Raw genomic sequence first — 20,715 nt, 5'->3', positions numbered from 1 at the left:
AAAGCCGGGCCCACTTTTTTTCATATAGAGGCATCGAGTAGAAGCTTTTCAAACATACTAAATGAAATTAGGAGGATGAATGATATGACGCAAGTACGTGGACGTCGTTTATTTACATCCGAATCCGTAACAGAAGGTCATCCGGATAAAATTTGTGACCAAATTTCTGACTCGGTATTGGATGCATTTCTTGCCAATGATCCGAATGCTCGTGTAGCATGTGAGGTATCTGTAGCAACTGGTTTGGTTTTGGTAATCGGTGAGATTACTTCAAGCTCTGAGTATGTGGATATTCAAGCAATCGCAAGACAAACAATCAAGGAAATCGGTTATACGCGTGCAAAATACGGATTCGATTCCCAAACTTGTGCGGTTCTCGTTTCTTTGAATGAACAATCCCCTGACATTGCTCAAGGTGTAGACAGAGCTCTTGAAGCAAGAGAAGGCTCAATGTCCGATGAGGAAATTGAAGCAATTGGCGCGGGCGACCAAGGTCTGATGTTCGGATTCGCGGTTAACGAAACGCCTGAGCTTATGCCGCTTCCAATTTCGATTTCTCACCAACTTGCTCGCCGTTTGACAGAAGTTCGCAAAAATGGAACTCTTCCATACTTGCGCCCTGATGGTAAAACACAAGTTACTGTCGAGTACATCGATGATAAACCGGTTCGTGTTGATGCAATCGTTGTATCTACACAGCATGGCGAAGAAGTTACTTTGGAGCAAATCCAAAAGGACATTAAAGAGCATGTTATTGCTCCAATCGTTCCAGCGCACTTATTGGATGAGAATACAAACTATTTCATCAACCCAACTGGCCGTTTCGTAATCGGCGGACCTCAAGGGGATGCTGGTTTGACTGGCCGTAAAATCATCGTTGATACGTATGGCGGATATGCTCGTCACGGCGGCGGTGCTTTCTCCGGTAAGGATCCAACAAAAGTTGACCGTTCCGGTGCATACGCAGCACGTTATGTCGCGAAAAACATCGTAGCAGCTGGACTTGCTGAAAAATGCGAAGTTCAATTAGCTTATGCAATCGGTGTTGCTCGCCCGGTATCCATTGCTGTGGATACATTTGGTACGGCTAAAGTGAGTGAAGAGAAGCTTGTTGAGCTGATCCACAATAACTTTGACCTTCGCCCTGCTGGCATCATTAAAGAACTTGACCTGCGTCGTCCGATCTACCGTCAAACAGCTGCATACGGTCACTTTGGCCGTAACGATCTGGATGTTCCTTGGGAGCGCACAGATAAAGCTGAGATTTTGAAGGCTCAAGCTTTAGAATAGATAGAAAAGCCGTCCTCTTTTGGGCGGCTTTTACTTTTGAGGAAACAAGAACATACGTTTGGATTTAACTATAAAAAATGGTAATATATTCATACCTTCCAATAACTTTTCATCCAGAGCAGTTCCTATGGTATACTGGATTTACGATTACATGCATCTATTACAAGTAGATGGATCGGGGAGTGACGGAAATGGACAATGAATTGAAAGAAGCGCTATCAGCCTTGCTGAAAGCAGAGTTTGTACCAGTGTTCAAGGAACTAGATGGAATCAATACCCGACTCGATGGTATGGATCAACGCTTTGACGGTATGAATCAACGCTTAGACCGCATGGATCAACGCCTGGACGGTATGGACCAACGTTTAGAAGTTATGGACCAACGCCTAGACCGACTAGAACTAGAACAAACTCAAATTAAACAGGCTGTTTTGGAAACTAATGAAACGGTAAAACGAATCGAGCTGGTCCAAGAGCAACAACACGTCATTATTGAACTTTTATCAGCACGGTCTATCGAACATGAAGCTAAATTAAAACGTATCCTGTAATTTTACAGGTTTTGCATCTCAGGCAGAGAGCAGGCCCAGCTAGGGTTTTGCTCTCTTTTTTTGTTCGCTTTTGGAGTATAAATACAACTGTGATCCTATCGTAACTTTTTCCATAGTTTAAGAGTCTATATAAGTATCGTGAAAATGATAGATAATAGAATTAGACTGAAAGAGGAGCGTGGAAAAGCAACATGACGGTACAGAAGCAAGTAGGGATTGGTGCGCTGGCTTGCGCATTGGTGTGGCAATTGGTAGCTGGAACTACGGTAAATGCGGCGGGATCAACGTTGACACTAAGTTCGCAGGAGACGATCACATCAGGCGCAGTCATGAAGAATTATGTGTGGACGACAAGTAGAAGCAATAAGGATGTTTCGGTGAACGCAAATGTGATCGAGGTCGATTTGACGAATCCGAACGTGAAAATAGACGCAATGGCTGGGACGAACACGCAGTTTACAAAAAATCAGAGTGTTTTAGGCATGGTCAAGGATAGCGGCGCAGTGGCAGGTGTAAACGGGGATTTCTTCAATACACAAGCCGAGGGAGTTCCGGAGGGGGCCCAAATTACGAATGGAAAGGTTATGGCGACTCCTGCCAAAATATCGGGGCTGTACTCTTTTGCTATAACGAAGAATAATCAGCCGATCATTGATATTTTTGACTTCCAGGGGAAGGTTACGGCGAAGGATGGGACATCTTTTGAGCTTGGCGGTGTGAATAAAACGTATTATTGGGACGATAACGATGTTGCGATGATTGCGGACGGACTTTTCCTATATACGAGTGCTTGGGCAATGACACAAAGAGCGGTTGACGGAACGCACGTTCCGACGGAGGCGCTTATCCAAAATGATATCGTGAAGGAAATTGCCGTAGATACGAATATAAAAATGGTTGCTCCAGCGGACGGCTATATTCTCAGAGGCTCTGGTCTGGCGCGCGAGTTTATCGTAAATCACCTCAAAGTCGGAGATAAAATCACCACCAAATATGATATGGTTCCACACGATGCTTCCAAAACGTATGATTGGAAAAACTTCAAAATGCTTATCGGTGGCAGCACACTGCTGGTAGATGAGGCGAAGCCGAGTTATTTTACCCGAAATATCAATGATTTCAGCGGTTACAGCCCGCGTTCGCGAACAGCTATAGGCTATTCAAAAGATTTGAAGACGGCATACATTATTACCTCTGACCGCAGCGCAGGCAGCGCAGGGATGACGCTTCCAGAGCTTCAACAGTTTATGATCAGTGCCGGTGTTTGGCGGGGAATGGTTCTCGATGGCGGAGGCTCCACACAGATGGTGTCCAGGCCACTAGGTGACTTTGATCCGAAGCTGGTCAATAAGACGGAAAATGGCAATCAGCGTTCTGTAGTAAATGGTGTAGGCGTATATTCTACCGCGCCAAAAGGTGAGTTAAAAGGTCTTATTTTAAAGGGTCAAAATATTTTATTCATGAATGAGTCAAGCACTTATCAATTTAAAGCATACGATGATTATTATAATCCGATTTCTGTGGACGGTATCGTTCCACAATGGAGTAGTTCTACGGCAAATGGCGGATTCAAAGATAATGTGTACACACCTGCAACGCCTGGTAAAACGCAAATTATTGCGAAGTCAGGCAAAGGTTCTGCATCAATGGATGTAGAGGTTATCGGCAGAAATCAAATTAATTCGATGAAATTTAATTCGGGCTCTTTTTCATTGACAGAAGGTGGGGATTTCAGGCTGCCAATTACAGTAACCACGAAAAGCGGTGCAACAAGAGAACTGCCAGCGGCTTCAGCAACATGGGAACTTAGCGGTGTGAAAGGAACCTTGAAAGACGGCGTTCTTCATGTAGATAGTGCTTCAGGTTCTCAAGCTGCTCAGGTTATCGCGAGATATGATGGCTTCAGCACAATGGTTACTCTTCCAGTAGGGCAAGAGAAGGTATGGTATGATTTGGACAAGTCTGCCGTCATGACAACAGGTGATAAATATCCGGCAGAAGTTGTTTCAGCTGTGAATATTGAGCAAGAAAACGGAAATAAAAATTTGGCGATTGCGTATGATTTTACAAAAGGTACAGGCACGAAAGCCGCGTATGCCCGGTTTGATGGCACAAACGGTGTTCAGATTGCAGGCGAACCTGAGTTTATAACGGCTAGGGTGTTTGGGGATGGAAGCTTCAACTGGGTGCGTGCCGAGATTGTTGATGCCAACGGCAAGTTGAACTATGTAAGCTTTACGGAGAACATGAACTGGACGGGCTGGCGTAAATTAACGGCTGATGTGTCCGATCTGAAATTCCCGATTAAGCTCAAGAGTGTATACGTAGCTAATCCCGCGAACGGACAGGATGAAAGAGCCTCGAAAGGGAAAATTAATATCGACGATATCTCTTTCATTTATAAAGGACAATTGGCAGCTCTGCCAAAAAGTTCAGTGAAGCTCACGGTAAATAAGAAACAAGTAACCGTAAACGATAAAGCCATGACGTTAGAGCAAGCTCCGACGATTGTGAATGATAATACGCTTATTCCGATTCGTTTTGTAACGGAAGCTCTTGGCGGTAATGTGAAGTGGGATGATGCCGAACGGAAGGTAACCGTTATTCGAGGGGATAAGTTAATTGATCTCTGGATTGATAATGCGGATTTACTGGCTAATGGGGACCGTGTCACGGCGGAAGTAGCGCCAAAAATTATGAACAATGTGACCATGGTGCCACTGCGTATAATTTCTGAGAAATTAGGGTTTAAAGTAGGCTGGGATCCCAAGAATTATGGAATTACTATCGAATAAATAGTGCTAGAAGTTCAATTCAAATTGAAAGAACTATGGTACAATATGGGGTAGACTAATTTCTAATATTGTTCACCAAAAAGGAGCATGTTTCATTTGCAACCAGACGCTATAGATCGTGTCATAAAAAACGCAATTAACGTCATGGAGAGCAGCAAGTATCAGATGTTTGAGATCGCTGAAGCTTCCCGCTTAGAGAAAGAATCGCTTACTCGTGAACTTGAGGAAATAAAGTATGAAACGAGTATCACGATTGAGTTGGTCGACAAGTTGGAGAAGGATTACAAGCGCTCCCGCATTCGACTCACGGAAGTCAGCCGTGACTTTAATAAATACCGTGAGGAAGATATCAAGGTTGCTTATGAAGCGGCTATTGCCTTTCAATTACAGCTTACTATTGCCAGGGAAAAAGAAAATAATCTGAAGACCAGACGCAATGACCTGCAAGTGCGAACTAAGAATGTAGACAAGCAGGTAGAGCGGGCTGAAACGATCGTTTCTCAGATGAATGTAGTGCTAGAATACTTATCCGGAGATCTCAATCAGGTCACTCGCATATTAGAATCGGCTAAAAACAGGCAATTGCTTGGTTTGAAAATTATTTTGGCACAAGAGGAAGAGCGAAAGCGTATAGCGCGTGAAATTCACGATGGCATGGCTCAGACCTTGGCGAACGTCGTGGTTCGCACAGAAATTGCGCAGCGCATGCTTATAAAAGAGGACATCCCCGCAGTAAAGGAAGAACTAGTTGATTTAAAGGGACAAGTCAGAGGGGGGCTTGAAGAAGTTCGGAAGATCATCTTCAATCTCCGCCCAATGGCGCTTGATGACCTAGGCATCGTACCAACACTGCGCAAGTATGTTCAAGATTTTGAAGAGAAGTATCGAATTCGTACGCAATTCAATCTCGTAGGCAGGCAGACTCGCATTCCCTCAGGGCTTGAAATTGCGATTTTCCGACTGGTGCAAGAAGCTCTATCTAATGTAATAAAACATGCGAAAGCAACTTTCTTATCTGTTGAGCTAACACTGGAACCTGATCAAGTACAAATCTACGTTGTAGATAATGGGGTCGGCTTCGATGTGCCGCAAACAGAGCAGAAAATAGCTAAAGGGAATAATTTCGGGCTGCTGGGTATGCGTGAGCGTGTCGAGTTGCTGGAAGGCACAATGATGATTGATTCCGCGAAAGATTCCGGAACCAAAATTAAAATGCTAATCCCTATCGGCGGCGGTGCAGAGAACAAGGAGGAAAATCAAAATGGACAACACGGCGAGTCATAAGCGCAATGTACGAATTGTTATTGCGGACGATCATCAGCTGTTTCGCGAAGGTGTTAAACGGATTATCAATATGGAAGATGATATGGAAGTCATCGGTGAGTGTGGTGACGGAATCCAGGTGATTGAGCTTTGCAATCAAATTACGCCGGATATTGTTCTCATGGACATTAACATGCCGCTTGAGAATGGCGTTGTTGCGACAGAGCGCTTAAAGCTTATTTTTCCTGATATTAAAGTTATCATTCTTTCACTCCATGATGATGAGAGCTATGTGTTCGAGACCCTCCGCAAAGGAGCCTCGGGTTACTTGCTCAAGGATATGGAAGCAGAGTCGCTCATTAATGCAATCCGCTCCGTTGTTGCCGGTCATGCATATATTCATCCGAAAGTTACAGGCAAGCTAATCAATCAGCTTAGACGCATGACATATTTAGATGATGTCGGAGTGGTCGGTTCAGGCCAAGGCGCTAAGGAATCTGCGATTAAGTACATACATAATACCAATAGTCCTCTCACCAAACGGGAAGCTGAGGTTCTGCGTCTCATGGCAGAAGGGAAAAGCAATAAGCTAATTGGAGAGTTCCTCTACATTAGTGAAAAAACGGTGAAAAACCATGTTAGCTCCATTCTCCAGAAAATGGAAGTGGATGACCGCACACAAGCGGTTATTATTGCGATTAAGAATGGTTGGGTAACCCTGTAGGACTCCCTTTGTTGGAACCCCTCTACTTTTTGCGGCATACACTGCAAATAAGGGAGGGATCCGCTATGTGGATTGGATTGCTTTGGATCTTGGGTTGCTACGGGATTAGTATCGCTGTGCTTCACCTATGGTTCGGTGCTCGTAAGGGTAGAAATAAGAAGCCGGCTAAATTTCTGCTTGTCACCAAAAATAACCAAAATCAAATCGAATGGTATATTCGCTCACTTTTTTTCTTCTCTGGATTAAAAGGCTACGAAGTTACAGCAACGATATTCGATGAAGGGTCGTCTGACGATACAAGGCAAATCATTGAGCGATTATCTCATACCCATTTGCTTGAGCTTAGATATCATACGGAATATGATGCGGTTGATCAATTCATGAGTCAACATACAGGGGAACCTTTTGTAGTTGTGCATCTCAGCAATAGGGAGGACCTCGTGAAGATCCCAGTCGGTTAGCTGCAATTGCTAACAGACGGCATTTTGAAAAAGAGAGTAAGGTGGGCAATGAAGGTTCAACTTTACGCAGTTTGTTTGAATAAAGAGTGGGGATGGCATTTGACTATTCACCCTATGACGGACATTCAATATTGGTTCGAGCAATACGCAGCCGACGCCGGCCTCGTACTGTTCGAACCTTTTATTTCGTTAGGGCAAGGTGTGCGAATGCTGCACAAGCTCAATTCTGCTAGTTCGGTGCAGGCAGGGGTGAATGATAAGGGAATGCTGCAGCATTTTCGTCATGTAGCGAAAGAATGCGGTCTGCGGAATAGTGAGTCTTTTCAAATGGTGAAAAATTCATCTGAGACGCTGAACCCAAAAAGGGTTCCGAAGGTGACATTAGATTCGGAGGTCTATGCCAAACTTGTAGCAGTTTGCTCCGGAAGGGCACTGCTTCTTGAAGAATTTGAGCAGTTGCTGGAAGCAACGGGCATAGGGATTGGCGTTGGAGAAGCGTGGCCAAGCTATCTTCAGCTTGCTCACCTTAATGGGGATGTAACGTTGGAGAATGGTCTTCAAATGGAAGAAAAACGAGACTGGGGAAGGATGTTTAGGACGAGGGCGACTTATTGCTGCAAGCGGTGCGGCAGCTCGGATGAACAGATGTTTTGGGCGGCTTGTCAGCATTGCGGACAAGATTGTCCTTACTGCGAGGCTTGTTTGACCATGGGGAGGACCAGATTTTGCTCGCTGCTTATTCTTGGTACACCAAGGGAAAGCCGTATTAAGTCTCTGCCGGAACAAAAATTTGCTGACGCAAGCGCGGCTCAGGAAAATCTTCAAGCCTATATCGAGCCTTGGGGACTTAGTGAAGCTCAGGCTCGGGCTTCTCTGGAAGGGCTGCGCTTTATATGCGGTGAGAAGCCTAAGGTGGGGAAATTGCGATCTCAAGCTCCCCGACGGTTTCTAATCTGGGCGGTTACCGGCGCCGGTAAGACAGAAATGATATTTCCTCTCGTTCATCATACAATGGCCAAGGGAGGACGTGTCCTTATCGCAACCCCGCGCAAAGATGTGGTGCTGGAGCTGCAGCCTCGAATTGCGCGTGCTTTTAGCGGCTATAGTATAGTGACGCTTTATGGCGGCAGCCAGCAACGCTGGGAGCAGGGGGCGATCACGATCGCTACGACGCATCAGCTTATTCGGTTTCACGAGGCATTCGACCTTGTTATTATCGATGAGATTGATGCCTTTCCTTATCATAACAATCCGATGCTTACCTATGCGGCTGCAAAAGTTTGCAAGCCAAGTGGTGTTAATATTCTGCTTTCGGCTACACCGCCGAAAATCACCAGGCAGGAAGCTGAGCGTGGCCGGTTGCCTCACATAAGGGTTCCGGTACGTTTTCACAAGAATCCCTTGCCGGTTCCAGAGCGCATAGCTGTCGCATCTCTAAATAAAGTAATACCGTCTCGCAATTTACCCAATTTGCTGCTTGCAAAGCTGCTGGGTTCTGTGGAACGTGGTGCGCAGTTATTTGTTTTTGTTCCCAGCATACAGTTGGTGGAGCCTATGGTGAATTTGCTGAGGGCAAAGTTATGTCAGGGTGGCAACACGGTGTGGGTCGAAGGAACCTCATCGAAGGACGCAGCTCGTGCTGAAAAAGTCCAACGCTTTCGAAACAGGGACATACAATTGCTGGTGACGACAACGATTCTGGAACGAGGAGTCACTGTACCCAAGTCGGATGTATTTATCCTGGATGCCGACTCCAAGTTATTTGATGAAGCAGCTCTCGTTCAAATGGCAGGACGGGCTGGCCGGTCCAAAGACGATCCGGCAGGGATGGTTTATTTTGCAGCAAATGAATTTACCCACTCACAGAAGGAGGCTATTCGGCAAATACAGAAAATGAACCGCATTGCGCGCAAACAGGGCTATTTTGAGAGGGGGAAATGAATGAGGGATTGGAGAGCTTGGCTGAAAGGAATGAGGGTCGCCGTCTATTCGCTGCTTAGCTCTATGAAGAAGGAATGCCTAGTTTGTAAACAGACCGGCATGATCCGACTTGAGCAGTTAGGGCTTTGCGATTCGTGTTATGCGCGGATACCCTGGATTCGAGAAGCAATTTGCCAAATCTGCGGAAGAGGGGAGGTATGCTATGACTGTCAAAGAAGGCAGCACGCATATTTCTCGCAAAGCCGCAGTGCTGTCAGATATGATGAAGCGATGAAAGAGCTTTTAGCCCGTTACAAATACAGGGGGGACGAACGGCTCAAAGCCGTTATTGGCAGCATGCTCATCCATGCTTATCACTTATTGCAAAATGAAAGAGAGAAAGGGGATATCGAACCACCTCCGGCTCAGGAGCTTATCACATTCGTACCTGTAAGTGAGCGCAGGCTGCTGGAACGCGGCTTTAACCAGGCGGAGCAGATGGCCATGGAGTTAGGCCGGAAAACCGGACTTCCCGTTGTGCCTCTTCTTCATCGATCCAAACATACGGATAAACAAAGCTTCAAGAAGAGGAGTGAGCGGCTGGACGATTTAGCACATGTTTTTGAGACGAACGAGAAGTTCCTGGATCAATTGACGAGCTATCAGGCAGCTTCGTATGTCATATACATCGTGGATGATGTCTACACCACCGGGAGTACTATGAATCAGTGCGCTAAAGTTTTAACTGAGTGCCTGCCGGTAAAAGTATTCGGAATAACATGGGCGAGGTAGAAAGAATCACAAGCGCGAACATCTCAAAAATAGGGATATGCAAACGTTGTCGAATTGCTGTAAACTGGAATTAAATATTGGGTATCTGGGAAGAATGAAAGGGGGCCATATAATGGGCATGAATGTTGCTAATTGTCCACGTTGTGGGAAGATTTTCGTTAAAGGATTTGCTGAGGTATGCCCGAACTGCTTAAAGGATCTGGAACAGCAGTATGATAAATGCCTGAAGTATCTGCGTGCAAACAAAGGTACTAACATAAATGAGTTAAGCGAAGCTACGGACGTATCTATCAAACAGATTACGAAATTTATTCGTGAGGGTCGAATTTCTATTGTCCATGCTCCGAATATGGCTTACCCTTGTGAAGTGTGCGGGACCTCGATACGTGAGAATACGATTTGTGATTCTTGTCGGATGAAGCTCGTTAAGGATGTTAGGAATAATGCTGAGGATGAGCGGCGTAGAGCGGAGCTTGCTGCGCAGGATGGTGGCATTACGTTCAAGATTCAAGAACGCTTGAAGGACCGCCATTAATTTTGAATTAGGACCGCAGAGATATAAAGTTTCATATAAGAGATGCCGATAATAGATCTAAAGATTATCGGCATTTTGTTTTTTTAAGGTCTGAGAACATAGGAGTTGTTAGGGTATGAAAATTAATGAAAATCAACGAATCGGAGCAATTAATCCTTATAAAAAAGCAGGTGATTCCGCCTATGCTCAAGCTGCCAGCAAGAAGGGCAAGCTGAAGGATCAAGTGGAGATTTCGGCGGAAGCGAAAGAACTCTTAGGGGCTTCGGGAACAGCTCGTACGGAAGAGCAGACGCTTCGGATTGAACAACTGAAATCATCTGTGGCAGCGGGTACTTACCGCGTTGATGCGGCTAAATTAGCAGAAAAAATTCTTCCTTACCTGAAATAAGGAAATACATCCAAGATAGAAGCAGGTGACGATCGTATGTCCATACAGCCTTTGCTGGAAACGATGGATAAGCTTCAAGAAGCGCATGAGGCATTGCTTGAGCTTGCCAAGGTGAAAACGCCGATTCTTGTTAGCAATGACATCGATCAATTGAACATGATTGTTAATCGAGAAAACAAGTGGGTAAGAGCGATTGCAGAGGCGAATCAGCAGCGGATTCAAATCATCGGCTCCTACTTAATATCAAGAGGATATAATCCTAACCCCAAGATTACGGTCGGCGATTTAATCAAAGTTATTTTTAAGGCTGAAGAGAAACAAGCGCTGATGGATGCACAGCAGAAGCTGCTTGCTACGATAGAGGAATTGAAACAGAGCAACGTCATTAATCAACAGCTTATTGAGCAGTCATTGTCATTCGTTAATTATTCCCTTGATTTGGTTATTGGCCCGCCGGAGGATGATCTTGTTTACAGGAACCCGAATCAGGCAAAGAGCGGAAATCGTTTAGGGATGTTTGACCGAAGAGGCTAGTGCCTGGATAGAATCAGAATACCCATATAGGGCATAGGAGAGGGAAATCATGAGATCGACTTTTGGCGGAATTGAAATATCCAAGCGGGGGATCCTTACACAACAAGCAGCATTGACAACGGCCGGACATAACGTAGCCAATGCCAACACGCCTGGCTTTTCACGCCAGGTTGTCAAAATGGTTGCCGCAGAGCCCATTGAGGCACTAAGTTTGCAGCGCTCGACTATCCCGGGGCAAATGGGACAAGGTGTTATGTTTACCGAGGTGAGCCGGATTCGTGAAGCTTTCCTGGATAAGCAATATGCGAATGAGAATAAAAGCTTAGGCGAATGGACGGTTCGCCAAGATACATTGGAGAAACTGGAAGCTATTATCAACGAGCCGTCAGACACAGGTCTGCGCCAGGTGCTCGACAACTTCTGGAATGCGTGGCAGGAGCTGAGCAAGCAGCCGGATAATCTGGAGACAAGGGCTGTTGTTAAGGAAAGTGCACTGGCTGTTACGGATGCCTTCAACCACGCAGCGAAGCAGCTGAAGGATCTAGGATCCGACTTGAAAGATAATATGACTGTTAAAGTCACTCAAGTCAATACGACTTTGAAGCAGATTGCCGAGCTAAATACGGAAATTTTCCGGATCGAAGGCCTTGGTAATAACGCGAATGATCTTCGGGATCAACGGGATTTGCTTGTCGACGGGTTGTCTAAGGTCATTAATGTTACCGTACAAGAGGAATCTGGCGGATACCATGTAAAAATGGGGAATCAGGATCTTGTTGTTGCTAGCACACCGACGGAATTTGATGAGGCTCTGGCTAGTTCGGCCTATCCGGCTGATTTGAACAGTGGTGAGCTTTACGGATTGATGCTGTCTGATCAACGTTACGTCACAGAGTATAAGAATCAGTTGAACTCCATGGTTTCTACCATTGTCACAGCCGTTAACGACATGCATAAGCAAGGTTATACACTGCAAGATCCTCCTACCAAAGGAGGGGACTTCTTTGTACCGATTGCTGATTTTAACACTGCTGCAGAAACGGTGCAGGTAAGCTCGAACATTACGGATAACGTAGAGCGAATCGCCGCTTCGGGTAAAACATATACAGATGCTAACGGTGTAGAACGTGTCGTAAAAGGTAACAATGAGCTAGCATTGAAACTCGCGGGCATTAAGAATACGAAGTACAACTTCGATGGTTCAGGCGTCACCAAAATCATCCTAAATGGCGGTACATTCGACGAATTCCTTCGAGCGGTAGTGTCGGAAATTGGCGTTCAGACGCAAGAGGCACAGCGTCAGGTTTCGAATCAGAAGATTCTCGTTGATCAAGTGGATGCTAGACGCCAATCGGTTAGCGGTGTTTCCTTGGATGAAGAGATGGCCGACATGATTAAATATCAGCACGCTTATAACGCAGCTGCCCGTGCCCTTACAACTTTTGATGAAATGCTTGATAAAGTTATCAATTCAATGGGTACGGTAGGCAGATAGTAGCTTGACACACTTGATATGAGGTGAAATAAGATGGCATTACGCGTTACGCAAGGCATGCTCAATACACAATTGCTGCGCAATTTAAATACGAATTTATCTCGGATGGATAAGCTGCAAGATCAGCTTTCAACAGGCCGCAGAATCAATAAGCCGTCAGATGATCCGGTTGGAATCAGCTTCTCTATGCGTTATCGCAGTGAGCTCGAAACTAACGACCAGTATCAAAGAAACGTTGATGCTACGGTGTCGTTTTTAGATTATACGGATACCATGTTGGACCAGACGGGACAGGTTATGCAAAGAGCACGTGAATTGGCTGTAGCTGCTGCCAACGGGACAAATTCAGAAGAGTCACTGAACGCAATGAAGATTGAGATTGATCAGTTATACAATCAGTTGACCAATATCGGGAACAGCCAATTTAACGGCAAGTATATTTTCAATGGGCAAATTACGGATAAACCCCCTTTTCCTGACCCGGATAATGCAGCTAACGCTGTAACGGACAATGGCGAGATTAAGTTCGAAATCGGCGCTGGCGTTCAAATTGCAATGAACAAGACGGCCGAGCAGGTGTTTGGTGCTTCCGGTATGCAAAATAATGTTTTTCAGATATTAAAAGATCTGTCTACTTCGTTATCAACAAACAATACGTCAGGTATTCAGAAGTCAATTGAACTCATGGATACACGAATGAGCGGAGTTCTAGGGGCTAGGGCAGATATCGGGGCAAAAACGAACCGGGTACAGCTTGCCGAGGATCGCCTCAAGGATATTGGCATTAACCTGCAAAGTTTGCAGTCCAAAACGGAAGACGCCGACATGTCGCTTGTTATAACCAATTTAAAAATGGAAGAAAATGTGTATCAAGCCTCATTGTCTGCAGGATCCAAAGTTATTGTCCCGACACTAGTTGATTTCCTTCGCTAATAATCTCAAATAGGAGGCGGTTGTGTTGCCTAGTATTCCTCAAATACAAATAAGCCAGCAGCCGGCTCTCATCGGGATCGACGCAGACCTTGGGCAGCAGGACATCAGGCAGCCGCGTGCTACGTATGAGATGCAAGTGGAACAGCCTAAACTAGATATCCGTCAGCCGAGGGGCGAACTCGAAATTGACCAAAGCCGCGCTTGGGACGCACTAGGCCAAGGTCCAATCCTCACGGCTTTAAGCCGGATTTATTCTCAGTGCCACGAGATTGCGATGCAAGGCATTGCCCGCCGGGTTGAAGACGGTAATCGCATGGCAGCTATTCACTTGGGTGGAAATGCCATTGCTGAAATTGCAAAAGACTTAAGCATCAGTCGTCCGCAGTTCGATTATTATGGCGAAGCAGGCTACGATAATGTCGATATTACATATACCGCGCATAAGGCTGAAATCAATGTTACGGATGGTAAAATCAACGTGAATGCTCAAGTGAATAAACCCGAGATTGACTACACTCGCGGGAAGCTTGACATTTATATGCGACAGTACCCTAAGGTAGAAATTACACCGCCACAAATTGATTTCAAAACATAAAGCGTTATAATCAGGCTATAGATGATTTCTATGGCTTTTTTTATTTTAAAATGTATCGAAGGAGCTTGAGACATGCACATTTCGACTTTGTTCTTTGGCGGGCTAGACGTTCAAGAGTCCGAAGTTTTTACATTTACGCAAGGTGTTCCGGGATTCGAGGGGTTAACAAAGTTTACTTTGGTTCAACCTGAAGATAGCGCTCCATTCTCATACATTCAGTCCGTTCAGAACGGCGATCTTTCATTTCTTGTAACGGATCCTTTCCTTTTTTTCAAAGAGTATGACATTCATTTGTCCGATAGCTTGCTGGAGGAACTAAAAATTGAAGCACCTGACGATGTTATCGTCTGGTCTGTCGTTACGGTAAACAGTGATTTTACTAAATTTACTTTAAATCTTTTGGCTCCGATCATTTGGAATGTGAAATCGAAGATGGCTAAGCAAATTATTCTGCATGACTCTGAATATAACGTCAAACATGAGATTGTGTTGAGTGAAGCAGCGCAAGTGGAGGGGTGAGGAGCATGCTGGTTCTGGCTAGGAAAAAAGGCGAGTCGATCATGATCGGCGATCAGATTGAAATTGTCATACTTGGCAGCGAAGGTGACACGATTCGTGTCGGTATAAAGGCTCCGAAGCAAGTAGAAGTATTTCGAAAGGAAATATATCAGCAAATCCAGGAGTCGAATAAAGAAGCTACGGCTAGTTCAATTAGTCCTATGAACCTAAGTAAACTAATGAATAGATCCAAATAAATGAAAGTGTCGGCCACAAGTCGACATTTTTTTTATTTTAGCTATAAACTTTGGGAAACGCTTGGACGATATATATATCATTGGGACAACAAGCTGGGCGGCCGACCCGCTTGTAAACCTACAAATAAATCCACATGGACGTGGATCAAACGAACCTTCAGGAGGAAGAAAAATGAGAATTAATCACAATATCGCAGCAGCGAACACTCACCGTCAATTGACTGGTAACACAGCAGCAGCAAGCAAATCCCTTGAGAAATTGTCTTCCGGTCTTCGCATCAACCGCGCTGGCGACGATGCAGCAGGTCTAGCAATCTCCGAGAAAATGAGAGCACAAATCCGCGGTTTGGATATGGCTGCTAAGAATGCTCAAGACGGTATCTCTTTGATCCAAACAGCTGAGGGTGCATTGAACGAAACTCACTCCATCCTTCAACGTATGCGTGAGCTTTCCGACCAATCAGCTAATGGAACAAACACAGCTGACGATCGTGCAGCTCTTCAAGAAGAGGTTAAACAGCTGAAAGACGAAATCGACCGTATCGGTAACACAACTGAGTTCAATACTCAAAAATTGCTGAATGGTGCTTTGAAATCTGCTGGTGGCGCGAATGTTGCTGTTGATACAACAACAGGTGCTCAAGTTGCTAAGTTGACTGCTGGAACAGTAACGTCAGCTGGTACTGCAATGAATGCTACAGCAGTAGTAGATGCAGATTTTGCTAAAGAAACTATCACGATTGATGGTACTGCAATTGATGTAAACTGGGGTAATCTTACTACAGATGAAAGAAATACACTTAAAGGAATTTCAACCGATTCAACTACTCGCAATAATGCAAAAGATTTGATTCTTCAGAAAATCAATGAAGCTATTGATCAATCCGGTAAGAATGTTGCTCATGTATCTGGTTATGTAGATGCAGCGGGTGCTCTAGTACTGGAAAGTGGATCAAAAGGTGTTGATTCTAAAATTGCTGTTGGAACTGCCGGCCTATTAGGAGGTAAGGTTCTAGATGGTGGAACAGCTGCAGCTGTTCCAACAAACGGTACAACTAATTACAATGGTTCTGCAATTGCAGCAAATACAAAAGCGGATATCAGTGTAAATGGTGTTGCTATGCAAATTAACCTTGCAACTGCAATCGCGACAGGCGACACTATGGCATCTGTTGCAACAACTTTACAAACAGCTATTAACGCAGCGATTACTAGCTATAACACAGTTCAAGGTAAATCTGCTGGTGACGAAGGTTTCGTTAGTGCTGCACAAGTCAACGTAAGCAAAGATGGCCGTTTGGTTATCACGAATGAAAATGGTCCAATTTCTCTTAAAGATAAAGTGGGCGGTACAGCAATCTCTGATTTGGGTCTTACTCAAGCACAAACAGAAGCAACAGGCAATGGTGGCGTAACATTCCAAATCGGTGCTAACCGTGGTCAAACGATTAGCTTCGGTATCAATGATATGCGTACTGCTGCTCTAGGTTTGTCTGCTGTTGATATTTCCACAGCTTCAAGTGCTTCTCAAGCACTTGACACACTTGATGGTGCTATCAAAAATGTTTCTGCACAACGCTCCAAAATGGGTGCTGTTCAAAACCGTCTTGAGCACACAATCAATAACTTGCAAACAGCTTCCGAGAACTTGACGGCTGCTGAGTCCCGCATTCGTGATGTTGACATGGCTAAAGAAATGATGGACTTCACTAAGAACAACATCCTTTCCCAAGCTGCTCAAGCTATGTTGGCTCAAGCAAATCAACAACCACAAGGTGTTCTTCAATTGCTTCGTTAATTTTAATTTAAGAGCTCTAGGGGTTTTTCTCCTAGGGTTCTTTTTTATTTAAATGGAAAGAAATCCATAAAATTTTATTAAGGCTCTATAACAACTAAAGGAACTCTATCCGATATAAATGATATATGTATATCTTCGGATGGAGGTTTTTCTATGAGCTTGAATTACCCAGTCGGCGGGTTCGGAAACAACGGAGGAGAAGGAAAGCTAGCTCCTGAGCCAATAAAGATTCATAAGGTAGATGAGACCGGGACCAATAATGCAGCAGCATTCATTGCATCTAACATTACGAATACATCCGAACTAAAAACAGCAGAACTACAAGGCGAAAACGTCACGATTAGTGATACTCAGTTGGTGAAAGCGATTGAACATGCGATCAAGGCTATTCAAGGGAGAACAACGTCTCTTGAGTTTTCTATTCATCAAAAAACAAAACTAATTTCAGTCAAAGTCCTGGATAAAGATACGGGCGAAACGATACGTGAAATTCCGCCTGAGAAAAGTTTGGATTTTGTAGCCAAGCTCTGGCAAATGGCCGGAATTCTTGTGGACGAGAAAAGATAATTAAGGAGTTGATCTAGCGATGGTAACTCGTTTAAATGGATTCTCAGGAACGGGTATTGATATTGATGATACAGTAAAGAAGTTAATGACGGCTGCTCGTATGCCGCAGGACAAATTAAAACAGCAGAAGCAGTCAATTGAATGGCAACGTGATGATTACCGCACTATTAACTCCAAGATCATGGCTTTCCGTGACTTGGCTTTTAATATGAAACTTCAGTCATCTTATCAATCGAAGAAGGCTACATCTACTGATGAAAGCAGTGTAAGTGTGACAGGGACTTCCGTGGCAAATCCTGGGAATTACTCTCTTCAAGTAGACAAGTTGGCTTCTGCAGCGACAGCAACATCAGATCTCCTAGGTGCTACAGTAAAAGGAGCAGATACAAAGGTTTCTGATATAGTTGGGGCTCTTAGTCCAGCTAAAACTTTTACAAGTAATACACTACTAACCATCGGAGGATCTAAAGGGACTACGACTATAGAGGTAAAACCTACAGATACATTAGGTAGTCTTGTCTCCTCAATTAATAGCAAATCCAGCATTACAGGTGTCAATGTTAGCTATGATGCAACAATCGATAAGCTCTTTTTCACATCCACCTCAACAGGTAAAGCAGGTCAAGTGAATTTAAGCGCCAAGAACGTAGCGGGTAATACGGCTGATTTGTTGACTGATGTGTTGAAGATTTCAGGTGGTGCGACTCAAACTGGTACTACAATTTCGGGAACTAATAATTTTGTAGGATCTCTACAAATTGATAGTTCGCTAAAGACAACGCAGACATTACGCATAAAGATCGGTAGTACAACAGCTGATTTCACGATTGATAAGGATACTACCTATGACAAGTTAATATCGGATATTAATAAGTCTGATATATCAAAAGTTGCAACGGCATACCTAGATAGTAATAATAATTTAAAATTTAAAGATGCTGGCGACAATCCAATCACCGCGACTCTATCCGACCAAAATGATGATACTACGAAGGTGAACAGTAAGCTTACTACACCTGCACCCAATCTTGATGTACCTACTTCTACTTTAATTGATAGAAATTTAACGACAACTAAACAATTGAGAGTGAAAGTAGGTTCTACATCGGTTGATATTAGTATCGATAAGACTACAACGATTGCTAATGTGATCGATGCCATCAATAGCTCGGCTGTAGGCAAATTAGGAGTTTCTGCTTATCTGGATAGTAACCATAATATTGTTTTTGCTAATCCAACAACGGACTCCATTACATTAACTGATGAAAAAGATAGCGCAGCAAATGTGCTGCCTCAATTTAAAATGAATAGTACAACTACACCGGCAACCTTCAATCAAGTTAAGAACGAAGGAACTCAAGCCGAGGTGAAATTTAATGGAGCAACTGCGAAGTATGATACGAACTCTTTCACGATAAATGGGATAAATTTTACTGCAAAGAAAACGACTTCGTCGGCTGTTGGCGTTAACGTGATTGGTGATACCGATACGATCTACAATAACATTAAGAATTTTATTGATAAATATAACGAACTAATAGATACTATTAATACAAAAGTTACTGAAAAGACGTATAGGGATTATACACCGCTAACGGATAGTCAACGTGAGAGTATGAAAGACGACCAGATTACGGCATGGGAAGCCAAAGCCAAGAGCGGGACATTGCGTGGCGATATGATACTTAATCAAGCGTTAACGAATTTTCGAAGCTCTTTTTCAAGCCCGGTGACAGGTCTACCTTCAGGGAACGCGAAGAGTCTTTCTGAAATTGGTATATCGACAAGTGTTTCGTTAGGTGGAGTAATCTCTGGCAGTTATTTAGATAACGGGAAAATTTATATCGACGATACTAAGCTCAAGAAAGCTATCTCAGAGAATCCGGATCAAGTGATGGCTTTGTTTGTATCGGACGACAAATTAAAAGAGTCGACTGCTGGTGATGGTGTTGCAACACGTTTAAATAATTTGGCTACATCACTCATAAGTAAAATTACAGCAAGAGCTGGTACATCGAATAGCGTAGATACCAGCTATACATTAGGGAAATCAACCAAAGAACTTAACAAAAGAATTGATGACTGGACTACAAAATTAGATGCACTGCAAACCCGTTACTATAACCAATTCACCGCTATGGAAAAATATATCACACAAATGCAAGCACAAAGCGCACAACTAACACAACAAATGGGCGGCTAATAAGAGTCCTACTTTAAACTAGGGGGAAATAACAATGATTCAAGCCCAACGCAATAAATACTTGGAGAATACGGTACAAACGGCAAGCCCGGCACAACTGCTTATTATGCTTTGTGATGGAGCCATACGTTTCTGCCGTGCGGGTATAGAGGCTTTGAAAACGACCAACTATCAAGACGCTAACACCAACCTAGTCAAGGTACAGGACATTATTAGCGAATTCTCTATTACGATTGATCGGAACGCTCCGATTTCGGCTGATCTATTGAGGCTGTATGAATACTTCAATCACCGCTTGATCGAAGCGAATATGAAGAAGTCGGTTGAGCCTGCTGAAGAAGTGCTTGGTTATTTGATTCAGTTGAAGGAAACCTGGCTGCAAGCTGCTAAGCAAGTAAGTGCTGGCTCCGCAGCACCTGCAGGAGCTCTACATGGATAAGCTGGTCACAGAGCTGGAACAGCTAACACAACAAGGATTAGCCGAGCTTGTGACAATGGATGCGGAGCGGATCTCCGAGTTTATGGAGAAGCGCGGGGACATCATGCAGGCGCTTCTTAACGCCACAGCAACAGCGACAACGCGGGATAAGGAGACTTATCAATCACGCATTCAAGCTGTGATCAGTCTGGATCCCATTTTTCTGAAGAAGCTGCAGCAATTCCGGGATGAAGCAAGCATGCAGCTGGCCAAGCTCGACACGGGTAAAACCCAGCGAAATGCCTACGATAACCATTATGACACGGAAAGCTTCTTTTTCGATCGAAAAAAATAAGTTTATGCACAGAAACCTTTTGCCGCGGCAGAAGGTTTTTTGGTTATCAACGGTTTTGCAACGCTTTCATCTCGGAAATGTGGACAAACAAATTCTATTAGACCGTGATGTACACAAGCCCACCGCATCGCCCCGGGCTTATCCATAACTCACTCGCAATGACCTGTGGATAATGTGAATAAAACTGTGCATAACTTTGTGAATAAATCGTAAAAGTGCCGGACACGACAGGATTCTACAAAATCTGCAGTTATCCACGGCTTGTATATACCCGAATTTTCAAAAAATTTACTTGGGTACTAAGTTAGAAATTGACAGGTCAAGCAGGAGGGTGTTATAGTCA

21 protein-coding genes are annotated in these 20,715 nt (G+C 44.2%); all 21 read left to right on the top strand.

Annotation, left to right across the window (positions count from 1 at the left end):
• The first annotated feature begins 84 nt into the window (after window positions 1–84).
• The 21 genes from metK to fliT all read left to right on the top strand — a co-directional run bounded on the left by metK (window position 85) and on the right by fliT (window position 20,372).
• On the top strand, window positions 85–1,290 hold the full coding sequence (metK, locus tag AC3WRW_RS09725; protein ID WP_492546131.1) for a methionine adenosyltransferase: 1,206 nt from the start codon (window positions 85–87) through the stop codon (window positions 1,288–1,290).
• Between the two features lie 191 nt (window positions 1,291–1,481).
• On the top strand, window positions 1,482–1,841 hold the full coding sequence (locus AC3WRW_RS09720) for a hypothetical protein (RefSeq protein WP_492546130.1): 360 nt from the start codon (window positions 1,482–1,484) through the stop codon (window positions 1,839–1,841).
• Window positions 1,842–2,032: 191 nt separating this feature from the next.
• Window positions 2,033–4,636: a stalk domain-containing protein gene (locus tag AC3WRW_RS09715; RefSeq protein ID WP_492546129.1), complete on the top strand. Its 2,604-nt coding sequence runs from the start codon at window positions 2,033–2,035 to the stop codon at window positions 4,634–4,636.
• Window positions 4,637–4,723: 87 nt separating this feature from the next.
• A complete protein-coding gene (locus tag AC3WRW_RS09710; protein WP_492546128.1) occupies window positions 4,724–5,920 on the top strand; it encodes a sensor histidine kinase in 1,197 nt (398 codons plus the stop codon).
• Window positions 5,898–6,623, top strand: coding sequence for a response regulator (locus AC3WRW_RS09705; protein ID WP_171683344.1), 726 nt, complete (start codon window positions 5,898–5,900; stop codon window positions 6,621–6,623). The genes AC3WRW_RS09710 and AC3WRW_RS09705 overlap by 23 nt, the downstream gene beginning before the upstream one ends.
• A 65-nt stretch (window positions 6,624–6,688) precedes the next feature.
• Window positions 6,689–7,084: a hypothetical protein gene (locus AC3WRW_RS09700; RefSeq protein ID WP_492546127.1), complete on the top strand. Its 396-nt coding sequence runs from the start codon at window positions 6,689–6,691 to the stop codon at window positions 7,082–7,084.
• 75 nt (window positions 7,085–7,159) lie between these two features.
• Window positions 7,160–9,025 carry an ATP-dependent helicase ComFA gene (locus tag AC3WRW_RS09695; protein WP_492546126.1) on the top strand — a complete coding sequence of 622 codons (1,866 nt, stop codon included), beginning with the start codon at window positions 7,160–7,162 and terminating at the stop codon, window positions 9,023–9,025.
• A complete protein-coding gene (locus AC3WRW_RS09690; protein ID WP_492546125.1) occupies window positions 9,026–9,796 on the top strand; it encodes a ComFC family protein in 771 nt (256 codons plus the stop codon). It begins immediately after the preceding gene.
• A gap of 112 nt (window positions 9,797–9,908) precedes the next feature.
• Complete coding sequence (locus AC3WRW_RS09685; RefSeq protein WP_492546124.1) at window positions 9,909–10,331, top strand: TIGR03826 family flagellar region protein; 423 nt, start codon at window positions 9,909–9,911, stop codon at window positions 10,329–10,331.
• 115 nt (window positions 10,332–10,446) lie between these two features.
• Window positions 10,447–10,719, top strand: coding sequence for a flagellar biosynthesis anti-sigma factor FlgM (gene flgM, locus AC3WRW_RS09680; protein ID WP_492546123.1), 273 nt, complete (start codon window positions 10,447–10,449; stop codon window positions 10,717–10,719).
• 36 nt (window positions 10,720–10,755) lie between these two features.
• Complete coding sequence (locus AC3WRW_RS09675; RefSeq protein WP_492546122.1) at window positions 10,756–11,253, top strand: flagellar protein FlgN; 498 nt, start codon at window positions 10,756–10,758, stop codon at window positions 11,251–11,253.
• Window positions 11,254–11,302: 49 nt separating this feature from the next.
• Window positions 11,303–12,748, top strand: a complete 1,446-nt coding sequence (flgK, locus tag AC3WRW_RS09670) for a flagellar hook-associated protein FlgK (RefSeq protein WP_171683338.1) — start codon at window positions 11,303–11,305, stop codon at window positions 12,746–12,748.
• 33 nt (window positions 12,749–12,781) lie between these two features.
• Window positions 12,782–13,681 carry a flagellar hook-associated protein FlgL gene (flgL, locus tag AC3WRW_RS09665; RefSeq protein ID WP_492546121.1) on the top strand — a complete coding sequence of 300 codons (900 nt, stop codon included), beginning with the start codon at window positions 12,782–12,784 and terminating at the stop codon, window positions 13,679–13,681.
• Window positions 13,682–13,706: 25 nt separating this feature from the next.
• Window positions 13,707–14,276 carry a DUF6470 family protein gene (locus AC3WRW_RS09660; protein WP_492546120.1) on the top strand — a complete coding sequence of 190 codons (570 nt, stop codon included), beginning with the start codon at window positions 13,707–13,709 and terminating at the stop codon, window positions 14,274–14,276.
• Between the two features lie 72 nt (window positions 14,277–14,348).
• The gene (gene fliW, locus AC3WRW_RS09655) at window positions 14,349–14,795 is read left to right on the top strand and encodes a flagellar assembly protein FliW (RefSeq protein WP_492546119.1); all 447 of its coding nucleotides are present in this window, start codon (window positions 14,349–14,351) and stop codon (window positions 14,793–14,795) included.
• A gap of 5 nt (window positions 14,796–14,800) precedes the next feature.
• Entirely contained in the window at window positions 14,801–15,031 is a 231-nt protein-coding gene (gene csrA / locus AC3WRW_RS09650) for a carbon storage regulator CsrA (RefSeq protein ID WP_492546118.1), read from the top strand.
• A gap of 172 nt (window positions 15,032–15,203) precedes the next feature.
• Window positions 15,204–16,829, top strand: a complete 1,626-nt coding sequence (locus tag AC3WRW_RS09645; RefSeq protein ID WP_492546117.1) for a flagellin N-terminal helical domain-containing protein — start codon at window positions 15,204–15,206, stop codon at window positions 16,827–16,829.
• A gap of 153 nt (window positions 16,830–16,982) precedes the next feature.
• The gene (locus tag AC3WRW_RS09640) at window positions 16,983–17,396 is read left to right on the top strand and encodes a flagellar protein FlaG (protein WP_492546116.1); all 414 of its coding nucleotides are present in this window, start codon (window positions 16,983–16,985) and stop codon (window positions 17,394–17,396) included.
• 19 nt (window positions 17,397–17,415) lie between these two features.
• The gene (fliD, locus tag AC3WRW_RS09635; RefSeq protein WP_492546115.1) at window positions 17,416–19,599 is read left to right on the top strand and encodes a flagellar filament capping protein FliD; all 2,184 of its coding nucleotides are present in this window, start codon (window positions 17,416–17,418) and stop codon (window positions 19,597–19,599) included.
• Between the two features lie 34 nt (window positions 19,600–19,633).
• Window positions 19,634–20,038: a flagellar export chaperone FliS gene (gene fliS, locus AC3WRW_RS09630; RefSeq protein ID WP_492546114.1), complete on the top strand. Its 405-nt coding sequence runs from the start codon at window positions 19,634–19,636 to the stop codon at window positions 20,036–20,038.
• Complete coding sequence (gene fliT, locus AC3WRW_RS09625) at window positions 20,031–20,372, top strand: flagellar protein FliT (protein ID WP_492546113.1); 342 nt, start codon at window positions 20,031–20,033, stop codon at window positions 20,370–20,372. The genes fliS and fliT overlap by 8 nt, the downstream gene beginning before the upstream one ends.
• Window positions 20,373–20,715: the final 343 nt, after the last annotated feature.

The organism is Paenibacillus sp. FW126-R14, from assembly GCF_058789495.1.
This window is presented reverse-complemented; position numbering and strand designations above follow the sequence as displayed.